This is a genomic window from Pseudomonas sp. RT4P38 (genome assembly GCF_054897765.1).
Genome location: NZ_CM142703.1, coordinates 2520476 through 2545025, shown reverse-complemented (window position 1 = coordinate 2545025; position 24550 = coordinate 2520476). Strand labels below are relative to the sequence as shown.

Sequence of the window (24550 nt, the reverse complement as noted above, 5' to 3'; positions counted from 1 at the left end):
CCCTTGAGCTAAATTCATGTGTGTGGCGATGATCGACGGGTTGCCGGATCAGCTAAACGTGACCTGCGTACACCCCAAAAACCCTCAGCCATGCCTGTGGACGGCGGCAGTGTGCCAGCCGTCACATCAAGCTACTGCGTACCGCTTTAATGAATGCCTGAATCTTTGCGTGATCCTTGATGCCCTTGCTCGCCTCCACCCCACCGCTGACGTCCACGGCATAAGGCCGAACCCTTGCAATCGCCTCGGCGACGTTGTCCGGCGTCAAGCCACCCGCCAGGATGATCGGTTTGCTCAAGCCTTGCGGTATCAATGACCAGTCGAACGCTTCGCCGGTTCCGCCGGGTACGCCTTCAACGTAGGTGTCGAGCAGGATACCGCTGGCGTTCGGAAACGCATCGCATGCCGCCGCGATATCGTCACCGGCCTTGACCCGCAGCGCCTTGATGTACGGACGATGCCATTCTTCGCAGTCGGCCGCGGTTTCGTCGCCATGGAACTGCAACAGGTCCAGCGGCACGGCGTCGAGGATTTCCCCCAACTCGCAGCGGCTGGCGTTGACGAACAACCCTACGGTGGTCACGAACGGCGGCAACGCCTTGATGATCGAGCGCGCCTGCTGAAACGTCACGGCCCGGGGGCTTTTGGCGTAGAACACAAATCCGATCGCATCAGCCCCGGCCCCGACCGCTGCCAACGCATCTTCTATGCGGGTAATCCCACAAATCTTGCTGCGAACGGCCGACATGTCGATAGAACCCCAAGGTAAATCCGAGAAAGTCCCGGATGGTAACAAAAGCGTTCGAGGGCGTCAGCCGTCAAGTTCCGAGAAACCGGTCAGGAAGTGCGGCCCGATGTAACGCTCGGGCAATTCGAACTCGTCGCGGTACTCGACCTGCACCAGGTACAAGCCGTACGGATGCGCCGTTACCCCACCGGACCGGCGAATGCGGCTCTCCAGCACTTCTTTCATCCACTCCACCGGGCGCTCGCCGGCACCGATGGTCATCAGCACGCCAGCAATGTTGCGCACCATGTGGTGCAGGAAGGCGCTGGCGCGGATGTCCAGCACGATCATCTTGCCGTGGCGCGTGACGCGCAGGTGATGCAGCTCCTTGATTGGCGACTTGGCCTGACACTGGCCGGCACGGAAAGCGCTGAAATCGTGGGTACCGACCAGGTACTGCGCCGCCTCGGCCATGCGCTCGACGTCCAGCGGACGGTGGTTCCAGGTGATTTCTTCGTTCAGGTGCGCCGGGCGGATCTGATCGTTGTAGATCACGTAACGATAGCGCCGGGCAATCGCCTTGAACCGCGCATGAAAATGCGCCGGCATGACCTTGGCCCAGCTGACACTGACGTCGTGGGGCAAATTGATATTGGCGCCCATGACCCAGGCTTTCATCGAACGCTCGACCTGAGTATCGAAATGCACGACCTGGCCGCACGCATGCACACCGGCATCCGTACGCCCGGCGCAGAGCAGCGACACCGGTGAGTCGGCAACTTTGGACAAGGCCTTTTCGAGGGTTTCCTGCACGGTGAGTACGCCGGAGGCCTGGCGCTGCCAGCCGCGATAGCGCGAGCCTTTGTATTCAACGCCCAACGCGATCCGGAAAAAGCCGTCGGCCACCATTTCGGCGGCCGGATTATCTATATTTGCCAAGGAGTGACAGCCTGCTGATATACGCAAAGGCGCGCATTATAAGGCCGCCGGACCGGGACGCCAGAGGCGTGTGCTGTTTGTGGCCTGCCGGGAACGATCTGTCGTCGGCTGAAACAAAAACGGCAGCCTCAATGGGCTGCCGTTTTGTATACGCCTTACCGATCAATCAAGCCAGACGCGAAAGCATTTCCTTGGCTTCGCTCTTCTGACCGTCGTCACCCTCGGTCACCACCTCATTGAGGATGTCCCGGGCACCATCGGCGTCGCCCATGTCGATGTAGGCCTGGGCCAGATCGAGTTTGGTAGCGACTTCGTCGGTGCCGGAAAGGAAGTCGAATTCCGGCTCGTCAGCTGCGGAGGCCATAGCGTCTTCCGCCGTGAAGGTCGGCTCGCCCATGCTCTGCGACAGACGATCCAGCTCGGCGTTGACGTCATCCAGCTCGGCTGCGAAAGCATCCGGAACGTCAGGGGCGTCCATTTCGTCCGCCAGCGACAGGTCGAAATCGGCTGGAAGCTCCAGATCGTCCAGCGCAACCTCGGGAACAGCCGGCGCTTCAGCGGCAGGTAAATCCAAGTCCTTGACGCCGTCATCCAGGCTCAGCAGGAAGTCGTCTTCGGCCAGGGTCGCCGGCGAGGCATCCCCACCAAGATCCATATCCAGGTCAAAGTCCGACAGGTCGTCGAGGTTCTCCTTGATGTCGGTCTGCTGCTGCAACACCGACTCGAAGCTCAGGTCGTCATCCAACGGGAACTCGTCCAGCTCCGCCGCAGACTCTGGCTCAGCTTCTGCTTCTGGTGCAACCACTGCCGGCGAGGCAGTTTCCAGATCATCCAGGCTCAAATCGAAGGCACTGTCGAAGTCATCGGGCACTGCCGGCGCCGGCGCTTCAGGCTCGTCCAGCAGCAGATCCTTGACGTACTCCGCGTCCAGTTCGGCAGCGATCGCAGCAGCTGCGATGCCACCGGCTGCCGTAATGACCATGGCCGGGAAGCGGCTCTTGAGTTTTTCGACTTGAGCAAAGTTGTCACCGTTGGCCACCAGTTGGCGCTCCTGGGCGACGAATGCATCGCGGTCGCCTTGCTGACCGTAGACTTCCATCAGCTTGAGGCGCAGGTCACTGCGTTGCGGCTCTTGCTTGATCCCGTCTTCCAGCAAGGCAGCCGCCTGATTCAGACGACCGGCAGCGATGTGCGACTGCGCCTTGCTCAGCAGGTCGTCATCACGCTCGCCAGCAGGCGAAACCAATGGCGCAGCGATCGGCGGCGTTACCACAACCGGAGCAATAACCGGGGCCGGTGCAGGTGGTGGCGTTGGCGTTGGTGCGGTAGCGAGCTTCACGCTCGGCGGCGGCACTTCCAGGTCTTCGAAGATGCTTTTTGGCAGGTCGAGTTCAGCGGAGAACGCCTGCTCCTCGGCCAAATCACGGGCCATGCGCAAATGTTTCTCGGCTTCTTGCTGGGCTTTGCGGCGACGCGCCAGCAACAGCAGCAACAGCAGTAGAACCACCGCACCGCCGCCCACCAGGCCGAGCAGCACTGGATTGGTCAGCAGCTCGTTGAATTTTTGATCGTCGGACGCTACAGGCGTCGGCTCGATTGGCTTCTCGACCGGAGTCGGCGTGGCCTCAGGCGCAGCCGCTTCAGGTGCCGCCGGAGCCGCATCCGCTGGGTTGGCGGCCAATTCGGCTGGCATCGCCGGAGCGTTCGCGGCAACCGGTGCGCCCGCGGCACCTTCAGCCTGCAACTTGGCCAGTTGATTGTTCTTCAGCTCGATAAGGCGTTGCAGCTTGTCCATCTGACTTTGCAGATCGGTCATGCGGCTTTTCAGTTCGGTGTTGTCACGACGGGTCGTGTCGAGGCTTTCCTGGGTCACGGCCAGCTTGTTGCTCAGGTTCTTGGCATCACCCCTGGCGCCTTTGCCTCCGGCCTTGCCGGATTCGGCAGAGACCAGGCTCAGGCTGTCTTTCGCCGTTTGCGACGAAGTGCCTTCACCGCGAGCACGCTTGGTGGCATCGAGTTGCTGCTGTCCGGCCCCGGGCTTCGCCACGTAGCGACGACCCTGACGCCACGCGGTGTTCTGAGCGGAGACTTCAGCAATGGCCTTCGGTTGCGGCAGGCTGGTGCTCTGTGCCTGATCCGGCAAACGCAGCACCTGACCGGTTTTCAACCGGTTGATGTTGCCGTCGATAAAGGCATCCGGGTTCAACGCCTGGATGGCCAGCATGGTTTGTTGAACCGAACCGCCGTTGCGCGCCTTCGCGGCGATTTCCCACAGGGTATCGCGCGACGTGGTGGTGTATTGGGTCGGCGTGGTCGCGGCGGTTACTGGCGCAGTGACGGTTTGAGTCGGTGCCGGTTGCGCAGCCGCATCAGCGGTTTGCGGCGAGAATTTGGACGGATCAAGCAGCACGCTGTAATCACGCAGCAGACGACCGTTGGGCCACATCACTTGAACCAGGAATTTCACCATGGGTTCCGAGAGTGGTTTGCTGGATGTCACACGCAGGATGCTTTTACCGCTGGCGTTGAGCACCGGGGTAAAGGTCAGGTCATTCAGAAACGCCTGGCGGTCGACACCGGCCTTGGCGAAATCTTCGGGCGAAGCCAGGCTCGGCACCACTTCAGCAGCGGTGAGGTCCTTGACGTCGAGCAACTCGATTTCCGCCACCAGGGGCTGGTTCAGCGTCGACTTCAGGGTCAATTCCCCGAGCCCGAGGGCATGCGCCATACCGGAGGACAGCGCCGAGGCGGCCGCTATTGCTAACACCAGTTTGCGAACTTGAACCATAGCCTAATCCTTTGTTTGAACATTCCTCGGCCAGCGAGAAGGTGTTGATAGCCGCTGCCGTAAGGCATTGCGCGCGGCGGCGAAGAGTCGTCGCGCGCGATCGTTTCATTCATGCCACGCAAAGCCCCGGTGGGTGGCCCGCCTTCGGCAATCTGGCCAAGCATAGCGCTCGGCCCGAATCATTCTGTGAATTGTTGCGAAGTATCTTTTACAGCAGGTCTTTTATCAACAATTCAGCCACCTGCACAGCATTGAGCGCGGCGCCTTTGCGTACGTTATCTGACGTCAGCCACAAATTAAGTTCCGACGGGTCGTCGATCCCGCCGCGAACCCGACCAACGTAGACAACATCCTGCCCTACCGCATCGCCTACCGGCGTCGGGTAATCACCGGCTTCCACCAGCTCGATACCGGGCGCGTCTTCCAGGGCGGCGTTGATTTTCGTCAGGTCGATGTCGCTCGCTGACTGCAACGTCACGTTAAAGCTATCGCCAAAAAACACCGGGGCTTGAATGCAAGTGACGGAAATCTTTAATAAAGGCAGTGCCATGACCTGACGCAGCTCGCGTACCAGGCGTTTTTCCAGCAGCGTATGTCCCTGGTCATCAGGCTTGCCGACTTGCGCCAGCAGGTTGAAGGCCATCTGCCGATCGAAAAAGGTCGGCTCCAGCGGACGCACGTTGAGCAGCTCGGCAGTTTGCCGGGCCAGCTCGGTGACGGCTTCGCGCCCTTGGGCAGACACGGCCAGGCTGGCGGTCAGGTTGATGCGTTGCAGGTCGAGCAAACCGAGCAACGGTGCGAGCACTACCGCCAGCGTAGTGGCCGAAGGGCTTGGACTGCTGACCTGGAACGGCTTTTTCAAACCGGCCAGGATTTCGGCGTTGGCTTCGGGCACTACTTGCGGCGCCTGATCAGCCGGCAAGGCGCCGGACAGGTCGATCAGCGAGCAACCGGCCGCCGTGGCACGCGAAGCGAAACTCAGGGTCACCGCCGGGCCGGCAGCGAAGAACACCAGCTGGACTTTGCTGAAATCGAATTCGTCGACTTCCCGCACCCGCACGTTCTTGCCGCGAAACGGCACCGAATGCCCAGCCGATTCACTGCTGGCGAGCAGGTGCAGATTGCCGACAGGGAAGTTGCGCTCTTCGAGAATCTGCACGAGCGTTTCGCCGACAGTACCGGTGGCGCCGATCACGGCAATATCAAAGGACTGGCTCATGGTTCTACCTCTGGCGAAACGGGGGGAGCGGCACTTTACCGGGTGGTTGGCATGCAGGCAATTCTGCCAAGGATTTGCGGTGGTCGACCCGGCCCCATCGCGAGCAAGCTCGCTCCCACAAGGAATGCACTGAACCCTGTGGGAGCGAGCTTGCTCCGGGCGGCGTTCCGACGATGGCGGAACATCAGTCACCCATCAACCTCAGGCTGTCGGGAACAAAAAACCCGCACCTCTTTCAAGGCACGGGTTCGTTCATTACTTCAGTCGATCAACGCTCAAGCAGGATCCGCAGCATGCGACGCAGCGGTTCGGCCGCGCCCCACAGCAGCTGGTCGCCGACGGTGAACGCGCCGAGGTACTGCGTGCCCATGTTCAGTTTGCGCAGACGGCCAACCGGTACGTTCAGGGTGCCGGTGACTTTCGTCGGGCTCAGTTCCTGAATGCTGGCTTCGCGGCTGTTCGGCACCAGTTTGACCCAAGGGTTGTGCTGGCTGATCAGCCCTTCGATGTCGGCGATCGGCACATCTTTGTTCAGCTTGATGGTCAGCGCCTGGCTGTGGCAGCGCATGGCGCCGATACGCACGCAGATGCCATCGACCGGGATCGGGCTCTTGAAGCGACCGAGGATCTTGTTGGTCTCGGCCTGGGCCTTCCACTCTTCGCGGCTCTGACCGTTCGGCAGTTCCTTGTCGATCCACGGGATCAGGCTGCCGGCCAGCGGTACGCCGAAGTTTTCGGTCGGGTACGCGTCGCTGCGCATGGCTTCGGCAACACGGCGGTCGATGTCGAGGATGGCGCTGGCCGGGTCGACCAGTTGATCGGCGACAGCGGCGTGGGTCGCGCCCATTTGCTTGATCAGTTCACGCATGTTCTGCGCGCCGGCACCGGAGGCCGCCTGATAGGTCATGGCGCTCATCCACTCGACCAGACCGGCTTCGAACAAGCCGCCGAGGCCCATCAGCATCAGGCTGACGGTGCAGTTGCCGCCGATGTAGTTCTTGGTGCCCGCGTCAAGCTGCTGGTCGATGACCTTGCGGTTCACCGGGTCCAGCACGATCACCGCGTCATCCTGCATGCGCAGGCTGGAAGCGGCGTCGATCCAGTAACCCTGCCAGCCGGCTTCGCGCAGCTTCGGGAAGACTTCGCTGGTGTAGTCGCCACCCTGGCAGGTCAGAATCACGTCGAGGGTTTTCAGCTCTTCAATGCTGTAAGCGTCCTTGAGCGGAGCAATGTCCTTGCCCACGGACGGGCCTTGGCCACCGACATTGGAAGTGGTGAAAAACACCGGTTCAATAAGATCGAAATCCTGCTCTTCCAGCATCCGCTGCATGAGCACGGAACCGACCATACCGCGCCAACCGATCAGACCTACACGTTTCATCGCAACTACACCTTCTTTAAAAAGTGGGCCGCTGCTTTCAAGAGTGAAAGTTGCAGCGGGCCCAAGAGATTACAGATTCCGCAGCGCGGCGACTACTGCGTCGCCCATTTCCTGCGTACCGACTTTAGTGCAACCCGCCGACCAGATGTCGCCAGTGCGCAGGCCCTGGTCCAATACCAGACTGACGGCCTTCTCGATCGCATCGGCCGCATCCTGCAGATTGAAGCTGTAACGCAGCATCATCGACACCGACAGAATGGTCGCCAACGGGTTGGCAATGCCTTTGCCGGCAATGTCCGGCGCCGAACCGTGGCACGGCTCGTACATGCCTTTGTTGTGGGTATCCAGCGACGCCGACGGCAGCATGCCGATGGAACCGGTGAGCATCGATGCCTGGTCGGACAAAATGTCGCCAAACAGGTTGTCGGTGACGATCACGTCGAATTGCTTGGGTGCACGCACCAGTTGCATGGCGGCGTTGTCGACGTACATGTGGCTCAGTTCGACTTCAGGGTAATCCTTGGCCACTTGCTCGACGATTTCACGCCACAGTTGGCTGGAGGCCAGTACGTTGGCCTTGTCCACCGAGCACAGCTTCTTGCCGCGCACCATGGCCATGTCGAAACCGACTCGGGCGATGCGGCGGATTTCGCTTTCGCTGTACGGCAGCGTGTCGTAAGCCTGACGCTCGCCGTTTTCCAGGGTGCGGGTGCCACGTGGTGCGCCGAAGTAGATGCCGCCGGTCAGTTCACGGACGATCAGGATATCCAGGCCAGCAACGATTTCAGGCTTCAGGCTCGAAGCCTCGGCCAATTGCGGGTACAGGATCGCTGGACGCAGGTTGCCGAAAAGGCCCAGTTGCGCACGAATTTTCAGCAGGCCGCGCTCAGGGCGGATATCACGCTCGATGGTGTCCCATTTCGGGCCGCCCACGGCGCCGAGCAGTACAGCGTCGGCGGCGCGCGCACGATCCAGGGTTTCGTCGGCCAAAGGCACGCCATGCTTGTCGATGGCGGCGCCACCGATTACGTCGTGGCTCAGCTCGAAGCCCAGGCTGTACTTGTCGTTCGCCAGCTCCAGCACCTTGACCGCTTCGGCCATGATTTCCGGGCCAATACCGTCACCTGGGAGAATCAGAATCTGCTTGCTCATGCTTTCCTCATGTCATCAGTCGGAGTGCCCGCAGGCACACCGTGGAAAAAGTCTATCGCTCCGCCCACAGCACCAGTACATCTGTACTGAACGAACCATCGGCCTCAATCTCAAAATATTCACGCACTTCGTTGCCCATCGACTGCTGCAACTCGCGGATCGCTGCGCGCATCACCTCTGGCGTGCGCATGCGCTCGACCCAGGAGCTGTACTCCAGACGCAGCCGTTGACGGGTGGTGCTGCGGGTATGCAACCCCGCTTCGCTGACCTGACGCAACCACTCGCCGGCGGAATAATCGCGCACATGGCTGGTGTCGCGCAGCACTTCGACGCTTTGCAGGTAAGTGTCGAACAACGGACTGCCCGGTGACAACACGTCGATGAACGCCGCCACCCCGCCCGGTTTCAGCACCCGGCGAACTTCCCGCAGGGCCAGGCCGAGATCGCTCCAATGGTGCGCCGAATAACGGCTGAAGACGAAATCGAACTCGCCATCGGCGAATGGCAACCGCTCAGCGGCGCCCAACACCGTGGACACATTGCTCAGGCCGCGGTCGACGGCGGCACCGGCCACCACGTCGAGCATCTGCTGCGACAGGTCGTAGGCCACCACTTCTTTCACCAGCGAGGCCACGTGAAAGCTCACGTGACCGGCGCCGCAGCCCAGGTCCAGCACACGGGCATCGCCCTGCCCTGCCAGTTCAGCCTGTAGCAACGCAAATTCGGTGCCCTGAGCGTGTACGGCGCTGCTCAGATAGGCCGAGGCCTGTTCACCGAATTGCTTTTGTACGACTTGGCTGTGGGCGGTGCTGGTCATCGTAATGTCCTGATATTTGTGTTGTCTGGGGTGCCGCCATCGCGAGCAAGCTCGCTCCCACAGGGTTTTGTGTACGCCGCAAATCCACTGTGGGAGCGAGCTTGCTCGCGATGAGGCCGGCACTACCTACCGAAAATCAAACGTCGCGAAACAACCACGGCTGGCTCGCACGGTGTTTGGCTTCAAACGCCGCGATCGCCTCGCCGTCCTGCAAGGTCAAGCCGATGTCGTCCAGGCCGTTGACCAGACAATGCTTGCGGAACTCGTCAAGTTCGAAGCTGTAAACCTTGCCATCAGGCCGGGTCACGGTCTGGGCTTGCAGGTCGACCGTCAACTCGTAACCCGGATTGGCTTCAACCTGCTGGAACAGCTCATCCACTTCAGCGTCGCTCAAGATGATCGGCAGCAAGCCGTTCTTGAAGCTGTTGTTGTAGAAGATGTCGGCATAGCTCGGCGCGATGATGCTGCGAAAACCGTACTCTTCCAGCGCCCACGGCGCGTGTTCGCGGCTGGAGCCGCAACCGAAGTTCTCGCGGGCCAGCAGCACGCTGGCGCCTTGATAACGCTCGGCGTTGAGCACGAAGTCCTTATTTAGCGGACGCTTGGAGTTGTCCTGGTAGGCATAGCCCACGTCCAGGTAACGCCATTCGTCGAACAGGTTCGGACCAAAACCGGTGCGCTTGATCGACTTCAAGAACTGCTTCGGAATGATCTGGTCAGTGTCGACGTTGGCACGGTCCAATGGCGCGACCAAACCGGTGTGTTGGGTAAAAGCTCTCATGTGCGGTTCCTCAGATCAGTTCGCGAACGTCGATGAAACGACCGTGGACGGCAGCCGCCGCGGCCATGGCCGGGCTGACCAGGTGCGTACGGCCACCGGCGCCCTGACGCCCTTCGAAGTTGCGGTTGGAGGTCGAGGCGCAATGCTCGCCCGACTCCAAACGGTCCGGGTTCATCGCCAGGCACATCGAGCAACCCGGTTCACGCCACTCGAAACCGGCTTCGAGGAAAATCTTGTCCAGGCCTTCGGCCTCGGCTTGCGCCTTCACCAGGCCCGAGCCCGGCACCACGATGGCTTGCTTGATCGTCGAAGCGACTTTACGGCCTTTGGCGATTACCGCCGCAGCGCGCAAGTCTTCGATCCGCGAGTTGGTGCAGGAACCAATGAAGACGCGGTCCAGTTGAATGTCGGTGATCGCCTGATTGGCGCTCAAACCCATGTATTTCAAGGCGCGCTCGATGGAACCGCGTTTGACCAGGTCCATTTCCTTCGCCGGGTCCGGCACGTTCTGATCAACCGCCACGACCATCTCGGGCGACGTGCCCCAGCTGACTTGAGGCTTGATCTGAGTAGCGTCGAGCTCGACGACGGTGTCGAACACCGCATCGGCGTCGGAAACCAGGTCTTTCCAGGCTTCGACCGCCATGTCCCATTCCGCGCCTTTCGGGGCAAATGGACGGCCCTGGACGTAAGCCACGGTTTTTTCGTCGGCAGCCACCAGGCCAACACGCGCGCCGGCTTCAATGGACATGTTGCAGATGGTCATGCGGCCTTCAACGGACAAATCGCGAATGGCGCTGCCGGCGAACTCGATGGCATGGCCGTTACCGCCAGCGGTGCCGATTTTGCCGATCACCGCGAGCACGATGTCCTTGGCCGTTACGCCGAACGGCAATTTGCCTTCGACCGATACCCGCATGTTTTTCATTTTCTTGGCGACCAGGCACTGCGTGGCGAACACGTGCTCGACCTCGGAAGTGCCGATGCCGTGAGCCAATGCGCCAAACGCGCCATGAGTCGAGGTGTGCGAGTCGCCGCAGACCACGGTCATGCCCGGCAAGGTGGCACCCTGCTCCGGACCGATCACGTGAACGATGCCCTGACGCACGTCATTCATTTTGAATTCAGTGATGCCGTATTCATCGCAGTAGTCATCGAGGGTCTGAACCTGCAAACGCGAGACCTGGTCGGTAATCGCTTCGATGCCGCCCTTGCGATCCGGAGTGGTCGGTACGTTGTGGTCCGGGGTGGCGATGATCGAGTCGACGCGCCAAGGCTTGCGCCCGGCCAGACGCAGGCCTTCGAAAGCTTGGGGCGAAGTCACTTCATGGATGATGTGGCGGTCGATATAGATCAGCGACGACCCATCGTCGCGCCGTTTCACTTCATGGGAATCCCAGAGCTTGTCGTAAAGCGTTTTGCCGGCCATCAGACGGTCCTCATCAGCTTGCTTCTATTTTCTATGCCTTGGGTCGTGCACGGTTCAATAACCCCTTGGCTTGTGAGGTCGATCCTAGGGGGTTACATTAAATAACTCAAATTCATATTTTTTATGCTTTGGATAACCAACTGGAATACCACAATGGATCTGGCCAACCTCAACGCTTTTATCGCGATTGCCGAGACCGGGAGTTTCTCCGGCGCGGGCGAACGGCTGCACCTGACCCAACCGGCCATCAGCAAGCGCATTGCCGGACTGGAGCAGCAATTGAAGGTGCGCCTGTTCGATCGCCTGGGCCGTGAAGTCGGCCTGACCGAGGCCGGTCGCGCCCTGCTGCCGAGGGCTTATCAGATCCTGAATGTGCTGGACGACACCCGCCGCGCCCTGACCAACCTGACCGGCGAAGTGAGCGGCCGCCTGACCCTCGCCACCAGCCACCACATCGGCCTGCACCGCTTACCCCCCTTATTAAGGGAGTTCACCCGACGTTACCCGCAAGTGGCGCTGGATATTCAGTTCCTCGATTCGGAAGTGGCCTACGAAGAAATCCTCCATGGCCGCGCCGAACTGGCGGTCATCACCTTGGCGCCGGAGCCCCACGCACTGGTCAAGGCCACACCGGTGTGGGACGACCCGCTGGACTTCGTGGTCGCCCCGGAGCACTCGCTGATCAGCGACGGCCCGGTCAGCCTGGCGGACATTGCCCTGCACCCGGCGGTATTTCCTGGTGGCAACACCTTTACCCACCACATCGTCCGGCGCCTGTTCGAAGCTCAAGGCCTGACACCAAACATTGCCATGAGTACGAATTATCTGGAAACCATCAAGATGATGGTCTCGATTGGCCTGGCCTGGAGCGTGTTGCCGCGCACCATGCTTGATGATCAGGTTGCGCGAATACCTTTGCCGGGCATACAACTGACTCGCCAGCTAGGCTATATCCTGCACACAGAAAGGACGCTGTCGAATGCCGCACGGGCCTTCATGGCCTTGCTGGATGCACAAATCGATCTGCCAGGGACTCTCGGCTAAGCTGTGCTACTTCTTATAGGGCCTCGAGTTACTGAACCTGACACCCACTCAGCCAAGGCTTGCCCATGCCGAAATCTGTTGACCGTGTTCCGCCGATGCCGCGTATACAGGCGCTTGACCCAAAACGGTCCGAGCAGAGCTGGGAAAGCGCCCCACAATTGCTGGCCGCCCTCAACGGTGCACGTCTGGGCGCCTGGTATTGGGACATCGAGCGCGGGCAGATCAGTTGGTCGCGCGGTACCCAGGCGCTGTTCGGCTTCGATCCCCGGCAACCGCTGCCGGCGGATCTGGAATACCTCGACTTGCTGCCGCCAGAGGATCGGGCGAAAACCATTCGCGCCTTCGACGCGGTGATCGCCGGTGCCCCGCTGGAACAGGCGATGCACCACCGCATTCGCTGGCCCGACGGCAGCCTGCACTGGCTGGAGATCAACGGCAGCCTGTTGCCGGACAAACACGGCCGGCCACGGATGATTGGCGTCATCCGCGAAATCACCCACCAGCGCCAGCGCGAACAAGCGTTGAGCAGCTCGGAAAAGCGCTTTGCCACGCTGTTCCACCTGTGCCCGAACATGGTCCTGCTGACCCGCCAGGAAGACGGCCTGATTACCGAAGCCAACCAGTATTTTGAAAGCCTGTTCGGTTGGCCCGTGCAAAACGCCATTGGTCGTACCACCTTGGAACTGGGCCTGTGGGTGCACCCGGAGCAACGGGCACAACTGGTCAAGGCCACCAAGGCCAAGGGCGAGCTGGTCAGCATGGAGGTGCAGTTTCGTGCCAGCAATGGCCAAGTCCATGATGGCATTCTCAGCGCACAAAAGGTGGAGCTCGAAGGCCAGCCCTATCTGTTGAGTACGTTTCTGGACACCACCGAACGAAAAGCCGCCGAGCTTGCCCTGAAAGACAGCCAGGAGCGGCTCGACCTTGCTCTGGATTCGGCGCAACTGGGTACCTGGGACTGGCATATCCCCAGCGGCATGCTGTACGGCTCGGCACGCGCCGCCCAGTTACATGGGATGGAAGCCAAACCTTTCCATGAATCCTTCGACGAGTTTTTCGAAGGCGTGCCCGACGAAGAGCGTGGCACCATGCGCGACGCCTATCGCAGTCTGCGAGAAGGCCCTGCCGGCAATTATCAACTGACCTACCGCGTGCAATTGCCGGATGGCAGCTCGCGCTTCCTGGAAAGCCGCGCCCGACTCTATCGCGACGACAACGGCGCCCCGTTGCGCATGGCCGGCACGCTGCTCGACATCACCGATCAGGTGGAGCGCGAGCAGCTGCTGGTGGCGTCCGAAGAGAAGTTTGCCACCCTGTTCCAGGTCAGCCCGGACCCGATTTGCGTGACCCGTCAGGACACCGGCCAATTCATCGAGATCAACTCCAGCTTCACCCAGGCCTTCGGCTGGAGCGCCGCCGACGTGATTGGCCGCGGCGCCGACGAAATCGGTTTATGGGACGCGTCGGCGAAAAGCCTGCGACGGATCGAGCAGGTCATCCGCGAGCAAGGCCTGAACAACGTGGCGATCCTGGTTCAACACAAAGACGGGCAAGCCCTGACCTGCGTGATTTCCAGCCGCCAGATCAGCGTTGGCGACCAGCCGTGCATCGTCACCACCCTGCGCGACATCACCCAGCAACAGCGCTCGGAAGCGGCGCTCAAGGCCAGCGAAGAGAAGTTCGCCAAGGCGTTCCACTCAAGCCCCGACGCCATCACCATCACCGAGCGCGACACCGGGCGTTATCTAGAGGTTAACGATGGCTTTTGCCGCCTGACCGGTTACCGCGCCGATGAAGTGGTCGGCCGCACGGTGTATCAGGTCGGCATCTGGGCCGAGGAAAAACAACGCTCGGCGCTGCTCGCCGAACTGCAGATCAAGGGCCGGGTGCATCATCAGGAAATGCTCGGGCGCAATAAACGCGGCGAGCTACTGACTGTCGAGGTCTCGGTGGAGCCGATCACCCTCAACGAAACCGCTTGCCTGCTGCTGACCGCGCGAGACATCAGCCTGCTGAAAAACGCTGAAGCGCAAATCCGTCACCTGGCCTACCACGACCCGCTGACCAACCTGCCCAACCGCGCGCTGCTGATGGACCGCCTGAGCCAGCAGATCGCCCTGCTCAAGCGCCACAACCTGCGCGGCGCCTTGATGTTTCTCGACCTTGATCACTTCAAGCACATCAATGATTCGCTCGGTCATCCGGTGGGCGATACCGTGCTGAAAATCATCACCGCGCGCCTCGAAGCCAGCGTGCGCATGGAGGACACCGTCGCCCGTTTGGGCGGTGACGAATTCGTGGTGCTGCTCAGCGGGCTCGAAGGCTCGCGCAACGAGGTCAGCGAGCAGGTTCAACAGTTGGCTGACACCTTGCGTGAACTGCTGTCGGAGCCGATGTTCCTCGACGGACAACGCCTGCAAGTGACCCCGAGCATCGGCATCGCGCTGATTCCCGATCATGGTTCGACCCCGACCGACCTGCTCAAACGCGCCGACATCGCCCTCTACCGGGCCAAGGATTCAGGCCGCAACACCACGCAGATGTACCACAACACCATGCAGAAGGCTGCGAGCGAACGCCTGCGCATGGAAACCGACCTGCGCCTGGCCCTTTCCCGAGGTGAGTTCCGCGTGCACTACCAACCTCAGGTGGACGCCCGGAACGAGCGCATCGTCGGCGCCGAGGCGCTGGTACGCTGGAACCATCCGGCACTCGGCGCGCAATCGCCCACCGAGTTCATCAAGGTGCTGGAGGACAGCGGGCTAATTCTGGAAGTTGGCACCTGGATCATCGACGAAGCCTGCAGCGCCTTCAAACAGCTGATCGCCAAACGCTTGATCGACCCGCTCGACTTCAGCCTGTGCGTGAACATCAGTCCGCGACAATTTCGGCAGAACGACTTCGTCGAACGCATCGAACACAGCCTCAGCAGTCATGGCCTGCCCTGCTCGCTGCTGAAACTGGAAATCACCGAAGGCATCGTGATCCAGAACCTGGAAGACACCATCAGCAAAATGCGTCGCCTGAAAAAACTCGGCGTGAGTTTTGCGATGGACGATTTCGGCACCGGTTATTCCTCGCTGACTTACCTCAAGCGCCTGCCGGTCGACACCCTGAAAATCGACCAGTCGTTCATCCGCGACGCCACCACCGACCCCAACGACGCCGAGATCATCCGCGCCATCGTCGCCATGGCCCGCAGCCTCGAATTGAAAGTGATTGCCGAAGGGGTAGAGACGCCGGAACAGCTGGAATTCTTGCAGGGGCTGGGCTGCCATTTTTATCAGGGGTATTTGCACAGCCCGCCGCTGCCAGTGGAGGATTTTCAGAAGTTGCTCAAGTGAGTCGATGTAGCCGCTCCCGAACCGCTGCGTTCGGCTGTAGCAGCTGTCGAGCCTGCGAGGCTGCGTTCGACTGCGAAGCAGTCGTGAATTCAGGCGGCGCGGTGTTTCAGTTAAAGCTCGCTTGCAGGTTTTACGACTGCTTCGCAGCCGAACGCAGGCTCAACAGCTGCTACGGAACGTGCGTTACGTTCGAGATGGCGGACACAAAAAAGGGCGCCAGCGGCGCCCTTTTCATTGCTCTGCCTTAGTGCTGCAGAGCTGGCTTTTGCGTCCCGTTGATCGGGATGCGTTTGGCTTTCGCCTCTTCCGGAATCACCCGCAACAGGTCGATGCTCAACAAACCGTTGCTCAGGCCGGCGGCCTTGATTTCGATATGGTCCGCCAGACGGAAGGACAGTTTGAAAGCACGCTGTGCGATGCCTTGGTACAGATAGGTGACGTCTTCGTTCGCGTCACGCTTGCCACCACTGATGGTCAGCACACCTTTTTCCACTTGCAGCTCCAGGTCTTCTTCCTGGAAGCCGGCGGCCGCTACGACGATGCGGTATTGGTCGTCGCCGTGTTTTTCCACGTTGTAAGGTGGGTAGGTGCTGCCTGGCTCGTTGCGCAGGGCGGTTTCGAACAGGTCATTGAAACGGTCGAAACCTACCGAGGAACGGAACAGTGGTGCCATGGAAAATGCAGTACTCATGATTCAAATCTCCTGAAAACAATCAGCAAGTTTTTTTGTCTCCGCGACCCGAAATCGGCATCGCGTAATCCTTAAATAAGGACCGCTGATTGCTTTTCAAGAGATTATTTGAAGATTTTTTTCAGGCTGCTTCGGACACCTGAAGACCCAGTAAACGCGAGACCTGATCCAGTTCGGTCTCGCGACGCAGCACGGTGAACAGCTCGACCGCTTCAGGGTAATTGCGGGTCAGCATTGCCAGCCACTGCTTCAAGCGACCTGGCGATTGGCGTGGCGTCATTTGCGCCTTGGCTTGCAGCCAGAAGTCCTGAATCAGCGGCAGCAGCTCGGCCCAGGTCATCTCGACGACGTCCTCACCGGCCCGCGCTGCCACGATTTGCCGCGCCAGGTCCGGACGCGAGACCAGACCGCGACCGAGCATGATGTCTTCCACACCGCTGATTTCGCGGCAACGACGCCAGTCTTCGACGCTCCAGATATCACCATTGGCGAACACCGGCACCTTGACCACGTCCTGCACCCGCGGAATCCACTCCCAGTGGGCCGGCGGTTTGTAGCCATCGGTCTTGGTCCGCGCGTGAACGACGATATGCGCCGCGCCACCTTCGGCCAGGGCCGTGGCACACACCAGCGCACCGTCCGGACTGTCGAAACCGAGGCGCATCTTGGCGGTCACTGGAATGTGTGCCGGAACGGCACGACGGACATGTTCGACGATCTGGTTCAGCAGCTCAGGCTCTTTGAGCAGCACCGCGCCGCCACGAGACTTATTGACAGTCTTGGCCGGGCAGCCGAAGTTCAGGTCGATAACCTCGGACCCCAGCTCGCAGGCCAGCGCGGCGTTTTCTGCCAGGCATACCGGATCGGAACCGAGCAGCTGCACCCGCAGCGGCACGCCGGACGCGGTCCGGGCACCGGTCAGCAGTTCAGGGCCGAACTTGTGGTAATAGGCAGGCGTGAGCAGTTGATCGTTGATCCGAATGAACTCGGTCACGCACCAATCGATACCGCCCACACGGGTCAGCACGTCCCGCAGGATGTTGTCGACCAACCCCTCCATGGGCGCCAAAGCAATTTGCATGAAAAACACACTCAACGAAAAACGTGCGGCAGTTTACTGGATTGCGCGAGAAATCTGCAGAACATCGCAGAGCACTGTGGGAGCGAGCTTGCTCGCGATGAACGATAACGCGGTGTACTTGATAAACCGCGTCGTCTGAATCGCGAGCAAGCTCGCTCCCACATTAGATTCGGGTGGCGTCCAGATTTGGTATTTGCAACGCCGGGCCGTAACCCTCGATGAATTCCGCTGGCATACGCTTGGGCTTGCCGGTCGACAGTTCGATGCAGACGAAGGTGGTTTGCGCCCGCAGCAACGTGGTGTTGTCGCTGGGGCGCTTCAACTGAAAGTGCCGGGTCATTTTCAGGCGCTGGTCCCAATCGACGATCCAGGTCGCCAATTGCAATTCATCGCCTTCATAGGCGGCCGCCAGGTAATCAATTTCGTGCCGCACTACCGCCATCGCCCGGTCCAGACGACGATACTCGACCAGGTCCAGGCCAAGCCGCTGGGAGTGGCGCCAGGCACAGCGTTCGAGCCAGGTCACGTACACCGCGTTGTTCGCGTGACCCAGCCCATCGATGTCCTCTGCGCCGACTTCCAGATCAATGATAAATGGTGTTGCCCGATCCCAGCCCATGCCCCACTCCTGGTCAGAAAATTTTGACCGGGGCAGTGTAACGGATGCTCAAGCCGATTGGCGCGATTGCAGACTGCGACCGGCCAGCAGCGAAAGAACGCCTTCGATCACCCGAGGGTCAGCCAGCACCCGTTGATGACCACCCGCTTCCAGGCGCAACAGACGGCTGTCAAACCAGGCTTCGTTGATCAGCTGCGATTCCTTGACCGGAACGTAGCAGTCATCTTCCGCGTGAACGATCAGGCCGGGCATGTCGAGTTGATAGTGCGCGACATCCAGCGCCGCAGCGCGCATCCCGACGTCTTTCTCGACCTGGCGAATGAACGCCGAACGGGCTTTCGGTGGCAGCCGCACGTAACGGGCGAAACCGCGCAACACGCCGAGAATCCGCGCCGGGGCAGCGATAGTGACCAGGGTTTCGGTACGCAAGCCCAACTGAACGGCGAGCATGGCACTGGCGCCACCCATGGAGTGACCGATGACCGCTTGCAGCGGCGGCAACTCGGCAGCGGCTTCAAGCATGGCTCGGGCAAACAGCACGACGTTCGCTTCGTTGCCCGGTGAGCGACCGTGAGCCGGGCCGTCCAGAGCCACCACGGTGTAACCGGCATCGACCAGCGCGGTGATGAGGCTGGCAAACTGCGTTGGCCGACCCTCCCAACCATGCATCAGCAACACGGCCGGGCCCTGCCCCCAACGCAGAGCCGAGAGACCGAAGCGCAAGGTGATTCGCTCGGATTTCGCCAGCAGCGGCAATTCCCAATCACGCGGCGGCAGCTCGCGCGGTGTCATGAATGCCAGTCGCATTATGTTCGCAACCAGTTTTGGTGCGACCCAGCCCAAGGTGCCATTAACGCCACGAACCCACTTCAACGTGCTCATCGCTCTCACTCCCAAGGCTCGACCTTCAGGTCATAGCACCGCCGATTTGGCGGCGCGCAGCAATCGATCGGACAACTCTCCTGGCCCCAGCGCGCGCGCCAGAGCCAAACCACCGACCATCAAGGCCATGTCGGCCAAGGCTTTGTCGGTGTCTTCCGGGCTGGCCGCCAACTGCGCGACCATCAACTCCACATGCTCATTCAGTGCCACACGAAACGCGTCCGGCAGCCGACCCAGTTCACCGACCGAAGCCGGAATCGGGCACGCCGACTCAGAGGAATCACGGTGTTTGCGTGACAGATAAAACGCAGCAACCAACGCGCGACGCTCTTCGCCGGTCAACTCGGCGTCCATGTCGGCGATCAAGCCACGGCGGTGACCGAGCAATTGCTTGAACGCTTCCAGCATCATCGCGTCCTTGCTTTCGAAGTGCGCGTAGAAGCCGCCGACGGTCAGGCCGGCCGCGCCCATCACTTCGCCCACGCTCGGTTCGGCCGGGCCGCGCTGAATCAGCGCTACGCTGGCAGCCTTGAGGATGCGTTCGCGGGTTTGAGCTTTTTTATCGTTCATCGTTGCCTCCGAATATTACGACTAGAATATTATTCTCATAATAATTTTTCGCAAGTCGTGGATGTGACCGCTGGTCTGAAGAACAGTTTGAAAGAAATAGGGGATTTGGCCAAACGCCAGACAAACAAAAGGGCCATTCAATAATTGAATGACCCTTATAAAATCCCGCAGAGCGGGTAATCGTGGCGTCCCCTAGGGGACTCGAACCCCTGTTACCGCCGTGAAAGGGCGGTGTCCTAGGCCACTAGACGAAGGGGACGCAAAACCTTCTATACAACTGATCAGTGCTGAGAGCTGATCGATTCAAGGCCGGTGTGGCCAGACCTTGAACTGTAAAATTGGTGGAGCTAAACGGGATCGAACCGTTGACCTCCTGCATGCCATGCAGGCGCTCTCCCAGCTGAGCTATAGCCCCGGATTTTTCGCCTCACGGCGGAGCGACATTTTGCAACATCGCTTCTGTAAAACTGGCGTCCCCTAGGGGACTCGAACCCCTGTTACCGCCGTGAAAGGGCGGTGTCCTAGGCCACTAGACGAAGGGGACGCAAACCCTTCTATACAACAGATCAACGCTTAGAGTTGATCGCTTCAAGACCGGTGTGGCCAGACCTTGAAGTGTAAATTGGTGGAGCTAGACGGGATCGAACCGTCGACCTCTTGCATGCCATGCAAGCGCTCTCCCAGCTGAGCTATAGCCCCTCATCGCTGAGGACGGGGCGAATCTTAATGGCGCTTCGGAAGGCTGTCAAACATATTTTCAACTATTTCCAAAATTTTTTGTCGCCATAACAATCACTTACCGCCCTCCCCCCCGAAAAACGGGGGTAAAACGATCTTAGGCGATGTTGCCCAAGAGTTTTTCCCATTCCTTGTTTTCCTTCTTCGACACGCCACCGAGCAAGTCGATCGCCTGGCGCAGACGGAAACGGGTCAAGTCCGGACCGAGGATTTCCATCGCATCCAGCACCGACACCGAACTGGCCTGGCCAGTGATCGCGGCGAACATCAGCGGCATGGCGTCACGCAACTTCAACTCCAGGGATTCGACCACGGCTTGAATCGTTGCAGTGATGCTGTCCTTTTCCCACTGACGCAGGCTTTCCAGCTTCCACAAAATCAACTGCATCAACTGACGCACCTGATCGCCCGACAGCTTCTTGGATTCAAACAGCTTGGCGTCCGGGTTCACGCCACCGGCGAAGAAGAAACCGGCCAGCGGTGCGACCTGGCTGAAGGTTTCAACCCGACCCTGCACGTGCGGCGCGATCTTCATCATGTATTGCGGGTTCAGCGCCCAGGTCTGCAAGCGGCTGGCGAACTCTTCCACCGGCAGGTCCCGCAGCCACTGGCCGTTGAGCCACGACAGTTTCTCGATGTCGAAAATCGGGCCGCCGAGGGAGACGCGACTCAGGTCGAAGTGGTCGACCATTTCCTGCAGCGAGAACTTCTCGCGCTCGTCCGGCATCGACCAGCCCATGCGACCGAGGTAATTGAGCATCGCTTCCGGCATGAAGCCCATGCGCTCGTAGAATGTCACCGAGGTCGGGTTCTTGCGCTTGGACAGCTTGCTCTTGTCCGGGTTACGCAGCAGCGGCATGTAGCACAGCTCCGGTTGTTCCCAGCCGAAGTACTCGTAAAGCAGAATCAATTTCGGCGCCGATGGTAGCCACTCTTCACCACGCAGGACGTGGGTGATGCCCATCAGGTGGTCATCGACCACGTTGGCCAGGAAGTACGTCGGCAGGCCGTCGGTCTTCATCAGCACCTGCATGTCCATACGATCCCACGGGATCTCGACGTCGCCCCGTAGCATGTCTGGAACGACGCAAACGCCTTCGCTCGGCACTTTCATGCGGATCACGTGCGGCTCGCCGGCGGCCAATCGGGAAGCGACTTCTTCCTTGGACAGCAACAGCGCACGGCCGTCGTAACGCGGGGTTTCGCCGCGAGCCATTTGCTCGGCGCGCATCTGGTCGAGTTCTTCGGCGGTGCAGAAGCATGGGAACGCGTGACCCATTTCAACGAGTTGCTGGCAGTACTTCTGATAGATCTCGCCGCGCTCGCTCTGGCGGTAAGGACCGTGCGGACCGCCGACGTCCGGGCCTTCGCTCCAGTCGATACCCAACCAGCGCAGGGCGTCGAAAATCTGTTGTTCGGACTCGCGGGTCGAACGCAATTGGTCGGTGTCTTCAATGCGCAGGATGAACTCACCGCCATGCTGCTTGGCAAAGCAGTAGTTGAACAAAGCGATGTAAGCGGTACCTACATGGGGATCCCCGGTAGGCGATGGCGCGATGCGAGTGCGGACGGTGGTCATGGCAAGTCTCGAAATGAAGATAAAACAAAGGGCGAATGGTAACAGGCGTTACCCGCCCGGCTCCAGTGAGCAGGGCATTTAAGCCAAGGTTGCGTCTACAACGGGCTCTAGCCTTGGTGAATGGCCGATTATCAGCCGATGGCATTTACCCATCATTCGCTGTACGTTCAACATCCTGCGCAACCTCGGCGGCGCGATTGGCATCGCCCTCCTCGCCACGCTGCTGGATGCGCAAACCAAGACTTACTTTGATTATTTACGTGAAGCGATTGTGCCGACCAACCCGCAGGTGGCCAAGCGGATGGCATTGCTGGCGGATCGGTTTGGCAGTGAGACGGCAGCACTGGGCAAGCTCAGTGAGATTGCGCATCAGCAGGCGTCGATCATGGCTTACAACGATGCGTTTCACTTTGTCGGGATTGCGCTGGGGAAGCGCATTGAAGACCGCGGCGCCCCAATCGCGAGCAAGCTCGCTCCCACAAGGTTCAGCGTAATCCCTGTGGGAGCGAGCCTGCTCGCGAAGTGGCCTTGTTGTTCGCCGCAAATCAAACCGTGATCAACCGCTCCCGCAACTTGCCAATCTCATCACGCATCTGCGCCGCGGCTTCAAATTCCAGGTCGCGCGCAAGCTGGTACATCTTCTCCTCCAGCGCCTTAATACGCTTGGCGATTTCGCCCGGCGAACGCAATTCTGCTTCGTACTTGGCGTTCTCCTCGGCGGCCTTGGCCATGCCTTTGCGCTTCTTGCTGCGCGAACCTGGCACGGTGGCGCCTTCCATGATATCGGCAACGTCCTTGAACACGCCCTTGGGCGTGATGCCATTGGCCAGGTTGAAGGCGATCTGCTTGTCGCGACGACGCTCGGTTTCGCCGATCGCCCGCTCCATCGAGCCGGTGATGCGATCCGCGTAGAGAATCGCCCGCCCATTGAGGTTGCGCGCCGCCCGGCCGATAGTCTGGATCAGCGAGCGCTCGGAACGCAGGAAGCCTTCCTTGTCCGCATCGAGAATCGCCACCAGGGACACTTCCGGCATGTCCAGGCCTTCACGCAGCAGGTTGATCCCCACCAATACATCGAAGGTGCCCAGACGCAGGTCGCGGATGATTTCGACCCGCTCAACCGTGTCGATGTCCGAGTGCAGATAACGCACCCTTACGCCATGGTCAGCCAGGTAATCGGTCAAGTCTTCGGACATGCGCTTGGTCAGCGTGGTGACCAGCACCCGTTCTTCCAGCGCCACGCGCTTGCCGATTTCCGAGAGCAGATCGTCGACCTGGGTCAGCGCCGGGCGGATTTCGATTTGCGGGTCCACCAGGCCAGTCGGACGGACCAGTTGCTCGACCACGCGACCGGCGTGTTCCGCCTCGTAATTGCCCGGTGTGGCCGAAACAAAGATCGTCTGCGGGCTGATGTTTTCGAATTCGTCAAAACGCATCGGCCGGTTATCCAGAGCTGACGGTAGACGGAAACCGTATTCCACCAGCGTCTCCTTACGGGAGCGGTCGCCTTTATACATGGCGCCGACCTGCGGCACGCTGACGTGGGATTCGTCGATCACCAGCAAGGCGTCGGCCGGCAGGTAGTCAAACAAGGTCGGTGGCGCCTGGCCAGATTCACGGCCCGACAGGTAGCGCGAGTAGTTTTCGATGCCGTTGCAGTAACCCAGCTCGAGGATCATCTCCAGGTCAAACCGGGTGCGCTGCTCCAGACGCTGCGCTTCCACCAGTTTGTTGTTGGAACGCAGGTAGTCCAGGCGCTCCTGAAGCTCGACCTTGATGCCTTCGATGGCGCCGAGCAGGGTTTCGCGTGGCGTCACGTAGTGGCTTTTCGGATAGAAGGTGAAGCGCGGCAACTGGCGGGTCACTTCGCCGGTCAACGGATCGAAGGCGGAAATTTTCTCGACTTCGTCATCGAACAGCTCGATGCGGATCGCTTCAAAATCGGATTCCGCCGGGTGGATATCAATCACATCGCCGCGGACCCGGAAGGTCGCACGGGCGAAATCCATGTCGTTGCGGGTGTATTGCAGGTCTGCCAGGCGACGCAGCAACGCACGCTGATCGAGCTTGTCGCCGCGGTCCACGTGCAGAACCATCTTCAAATAGGTTTCCGGGCTGCCCAGACCGTAAATGCACGACACCGTGGTGACGATGATCGCGTCTTTGCGCTCCAGCAACGCCTTGGTCGCGGACAGTCGCATCTGTTCAATGTGATCGTTGATCGAGGCGTCTTTCTCGATGAACGTATCCGACGACGGCACGTACGCTTCGGGCTGGTAGTAATCGTAGTAGGAAACGAAGTACTCGACGGCGTTGTTCGGGAAGAACGCTTTGAACTCGCCATACAACTGTGCAGCCAGCGTTTTGTTCGGCGCCAGCACCAGGGTTGGACGCTGCACCTGGGCGATCACGTTGGCGATGCTGAAGGTCTTGCCCGAGCCGGTCACACCGAGCAACGTCTGGTGCGCCAGCCCGGCTTCGATGCCCTCGACCATCAGACGGATGGCTTCCGGCTGATCGCCGGCGGGCTCGAAGCGGGTGACTAGCTGGAATTCAGACATGACATAACCTCTCGGTTTTCGAAGCAGGAGTCGCGCCTTGTACGGTCAAACCGGACAGCAACGAGAAAGACCGCAAACGACCGATGTCGCCCGAGGAAAAAACTGGATTGTGCTCAATGTGGAGCCGATTGCCCGCGCTTTCAAGGCAAACGTCCTACATCGGGTAAAACGTTTGACGCTGCCAATCGACTAACGGTCGAAAAATAAT

Annotated in this window: 18 protein-coding genes, 4 tRNA genes and 1 pseudogene; 3 read left to right on the top strand and 20 right to left on the bottom strand. The window is 60.1% G+C overall.

The annotated features are described in order from the left end of the window. Positions 1–121: 121 nt before the first annotated feature. The 9 genes from ACYZT7_RS11840 to leuC all read right to left on the bottom strand — a co-directional run bounded on the left by ACYZT7_RS11840 (position 122) and on the right by leuC (position 11233). Positions 122–748 carry a phosphoribosylanthranilate isomerase gene (locus tag ACYZT7_RS11840; RefSeq protein ID WP_462041149.1) on the bottom strand — a complete coding sequence of 209 codons (627 nt, stop codon included), beginning with the start codon at positions 746–748 and terminating at the stop codon, positions 122–124. A gap of 63 nt (positions 749–811) precedes the next feature. After that, positions 812–1636, bottom strand: coding sequence for a tRNA pseudouridine(38-40) synthase TruA (gene truA, locus ACYZT7_RS11835; RefSeq protein WP_046047735.1), 825 nt, complete (start codon positions 1634–1636; stop codon positions 812–814). A 196-nt stretch (positions 1637–1832) separates the two neighbouring features. Further along, complete coding sequence (locus ACYZT7_RS11830; protein WP_462041148.1) at positions 1833–4454, bottom strand: FimV/HubP family polar landmark protein; 2622 nt, start codon at positions 4452–4454, stop codon at positions 1833–1835. A 208-nt stretch (positions 4455–4662) separates the two neighbouring features. Beyond that, entirely contained in the window at positions 4663–5673 is a 1011-nt protein-coding gene (locus ACYZT7_RS11825) for an aspartate-semialdehyde dehydrogenase (protein WP_462041147.1), read from the bottom strand. Between the two features lie 268 nt (positions 5674–5941). Further along, complete coding sequence (gene asd / locus ACYZT7_RS11820) at positions 5942–7054, bottom strand: aspartate-semialdehyde dehydrogenase (RefSeq protein WP_462041146.1); 1113 nt, start codon at positions 7052–7054, stop codon at positions 5942–5944. 69 nt (positions 7055–7123) lie between these two features. Further along, positions 7124–8206, bottom strand: coding sequence for a 3-isopropylmalate dehydrogenase (gene leuB, locus ACYZT7_RS11815; RefSeq protein WP_109633210.1), 1083 nt, complete (start codon positions 8204–8206; stop codon positions 7124–7126). A 52-nt stretch (positions 8207–8258) separates the two neighbouring features. Continuing rightward, a complete protein-coding gene (locus ACYZT7_RS11810; RefSeq protein ID WP_462041145.1) occupies positions 8259–9023 on the bottom strand; it encodes a class I SAM-dependent methyltransferase in 765 nt (254 codons plus the stop codon). A 136-nt stretch (positions 9024–9159) separates the two neighbouring features. Beyond that, complete coding sequence (gene leuD / locus ACYZT7_RS11805; RefSeq protein ID WP_462041144.1) at positions 9160–9804, bottom strand: 3-isopropylmalate dehydratase small subunit; 645 nt, start codon at positions 9802–9804, stop codon at positions 9160–9162. 10 nt (positions 9805–9814) lie between these two features. After that, positions 9815–11233 carry a 3-isopropylmalate dehydratase large subunit gene (gene leuC / locus ACYZT7_RS11800; protein WP_462041143.1) on the bottom strand — a complete coding sequence of 473 codons (1419 nt, stop codon included), beginning with the start codon at positions 11231–11233 and terminating at the stop codon, positions 9815–9817. A 153-nt stretch (positions 11234–11386) separates the two neighbouring features. On the opposite strand from leuC, the gene ACYZT7_RS11795 reads away from it, so the two are divergent. Beyond that, a complete protein-coding gene (locus ACYZT7_RS11795; RefSeq protein ID WP_462041142.1) occupies positions 11387–12277 on the top strand; it encodes a LysR family transcriptional regulator in 891 nt (296 codons plus the stop codon). 65 nt (positions 12278–12342) lie between these two features. Continuing rightward, the gene (locus ACYZT7_RS11790; protein WP_462041141.1) at positions 12343–15621 is read left to right on the top strand and encodes a PAS domain S-box protein; all 3279 of its coding nucleotides are present in this window, start codon (positions 12343–12345) and stop codon (positions 15619–15621) included. A 244-nt stretch (positions 15622–15865) separates the two neighbouring features. Here ACYZT7_RS11790 and ACYZT7_RS11785 read toward each other — a convergent pair whose 3' ends face one another. The 10 genes from ACYZT7_RS11785 to gltX form a co-directional block, all read right to left on the bottom strand. Beyond that, positions 15866–16312, bottom strand: coding sequence for an Hsp20 family protein (locus tag ACYZT7_RS11785; RefSeq protein WP_140893592.1), 447 nt, complete (start codon positions 16310–16312; stop codon positions 15866–15868). Positions 16313–16433: 121 nt separating this feature from the next. Beyond that, the gene (locus ACYZT7_RS11780) at positions 16434–17393 is read right to left on the bottom strand and encodes a tRNA dihydrouridine synthase (RefSeq protein ID WP_462041140.1); all 960 of its coding nucleotides are present in this window, start codon (positions 17391–17393) and stop codon (positions 16434–16436) included. Positions 17394–17556: 163 nt separating this feature from the next. Then, a complete protein-coding gene (locus ACYZT7_RS11775; protein WP_462041139.1) occupies positions 17557–18012 on the bottom strand; it encodes an acyl-CoA thioesterase in 456 nt (151 codons plus the stop codon). Between the two features lie 48 nt (positions 18013–18060). Continuing rightward, a complete protein-coding gene (locus ACYZT7_RS11770) occupies positions 18061–18894 on the bottom strand; it encodes an alpha/beta fold hydrolase (RefSeq protein WP_462041138.1) in 834 nt (277 codons plus the stop codon). A gap of 30 nt (positions 18895–18924) precedes the next feature. Beyond that, on the bottom strand, positions 18925–19464 hold the full coding sequence (locus ACYZT7_RS11765; protein WP_462041137.1) for a TetR/AcrR family transcriptional regulator: 540 nt from the start codon (positions 19462–19464) through the stop codon (positions 18925–18927). Between the two features lie 183 nt (positions 19465–19647). Beyond that, a tRNA-Glu gene (locus ACYZT7_RS11760) sits at positions 19648–19723 on the bottom strand. Positions 19724–19803: 80 nt separating this feature from the next. Further along, positions 19804–19879, bottom strand: a tRNA-Ala gene (locus ACYZT7_RS11755). 53 nt (positions 19880–19932) lie between these two features. Then, positions 19933–20008 (bottom strand) — tRNA-Glu (locus tag ACYZT7_RS11750). Between the two features lie 79 nt (positions 20009–20087). Then, positions 20088–20163 (bottom strand) — tRNA-Ala (locus ACYZT7_RS11745). A gap of 136 nt (positions 20164–20299) precedes the next feature. Continuing rightward, a complete protein-coding gene (gene gltX, locus ACYZT7_RS11740; protein WP_462041136.1) occupies positions 20300–21781 on the bottom strand; it encodes a glutamate--tRNA ligase in 1482 nt (493 codons plus the stop codon). Positions 21782–21947: 166 nt separating this feature from the next. On the opposite strand from gltX, the pseudogene ACYZT7_RS11735 reads away from it, so the two are divergent. Next, a pseudogene (locus tag ACYZT7_RS11735) lies at positions 21948–22211 on the top strand (EmrB/QacA family drug resistance transporter); the annotation flags it as partial. A gap of 115 nt (positions 22212–22326) precedes the next feature. Here the strand turns inward: ACYZT7_RS11735 and uvrB are convergent. Further along, positions 22327–24342, bottom strand: coding sequence for an excinuclease ABC subunit UvrB (uvrB, locus tag ACYZT7_RS11730; protein ID WP_462041135.1), 2016 nt, complete (start codon positions 24340–24342; stop codon positions 22327–22329). Between the last annotated feature and the right edge of the window lie 208 nt (positions 24343–24550).

Coding starts and splice junctions, on each gene's coding strand:
- ACYZT7_RS11840 (WP_462041149.1), bottom strand. CDS start 748: ATGTCGGCCGTTCGCAGCAAGATTTGTGGGATTACCCGCATAGAAGAT.
- truA (WP_046047735.1), bottom strand. CDS start 1,636: ATGGTGGCCGACGGCTTTTTCCGGATCGCGTTGGGCGTTGAATACAAA.
- ACYZT7_RS11830 (WP_462041148.1), bottom strand. CDS start 4,454: ATGGTTCAAGTTCGCAAACTGGTGTTAGCAATAGCGGCCGCCTCGGCG.
- ACYZT7_RS11825 (WP_462041147.1), bottom strand. CDS start 5,673: ATGAGCCAGTCCTTTGATATTGCCGTGATCGGCGCCACCGGTACTGTC.
- asd (WP_462041146.1), bottom strand. CDS start 7,054: ATGAAACGTGTAGGTCTGATCGGTTGGCGCGGTATGGTCGGTTCCGTG.
- leuB (WP_109633210.1), bottom strand. CDS start 8,206: ATGAGCAAGCAGATTCTGATTCTCCCAGGTGACGGTATTGGCCCGGAA.
- ACYZT7_RS11810 (WP_462041145.1), bottom strand. CDS start 9,023: ATGACCAGCACCGCCCACAGCCAAGTCGTACAAAAGCAATTCGGTGAA.
- leuD (WP_462041144.1), bottom strand. CDS start 9,804: ATGAGAGCTTTTACCCAACACACCGGTTTGGTCGCGCCATTGGACCGT.
- leuC (WP_462041143.1), bottom strand. CDS start 11,233: ATGGCCGGCAAAACGCTTTACGACAAGCTCTGGGATTCCCATGAAGTG.
- ACYZT7_RS11795 (WP_462041142.1), top strand. CDS start 11,387: ATGGATCTGGCCAACCTCAACGCTTTTATCGCGATTGCCGAGACCGGG.
- ACYZT7_RS11790 (WP_462041141.1), top strand. CDS start 12,343: ATGCCGAAATCTGTTGACCGTGTTCCGCCGATGCCGCGTATACAGGCG.
- ACYZT7_RS11785 (WP_140893592.1), bottom strand. CDS start 16,312: ATGAGTACTGCATTTTCCATGGCACCACTGTTCCGTTCCTCGGTAGGT.
- ACYZT7_RS11780 (WP_462041140.1), bottom strand. CDS start 17,393: ATGCAAATTGCTTTGGCGCCCATGGAGGGGTTGGTCGACAACATCCTG.
- ACYZT7_RS11775 (WP_462041139.1), bottom strand. CDS start 18,012: ATGGGCTGGGATCGGGCAACACCATTTATCATTGATCTGGAAGTCGGC.
- ACYZT7_RS11770 (WP_462041138.1), bottom strand. CDS start 18,894: ATGAGCACGTTGAAGTGGGTTCGTGGCGTTAATGGCACCTTGGGCTGG.
- ACYZT7_RS11765 (WP_462041137.1), bottom strand. CDS start 19,464: ATGAACGATAAAAAAGCTCAAACCCGCGAACGCATCCTCAAGGCTGCC.
- gltX (WP_462041136.1), bottom strand. CDS start 21,781: ATGACCACCGTCCGCACTCGCATCGCGCCATCGCCTACCGGGGATCCC.
- uvrB (WP_462041135.1), bottom strand. CDS start 24,342: ATGTCTGAATTCCAGCTAGTCACCCGCTTCGAGCCCGCCGGCGATCAG.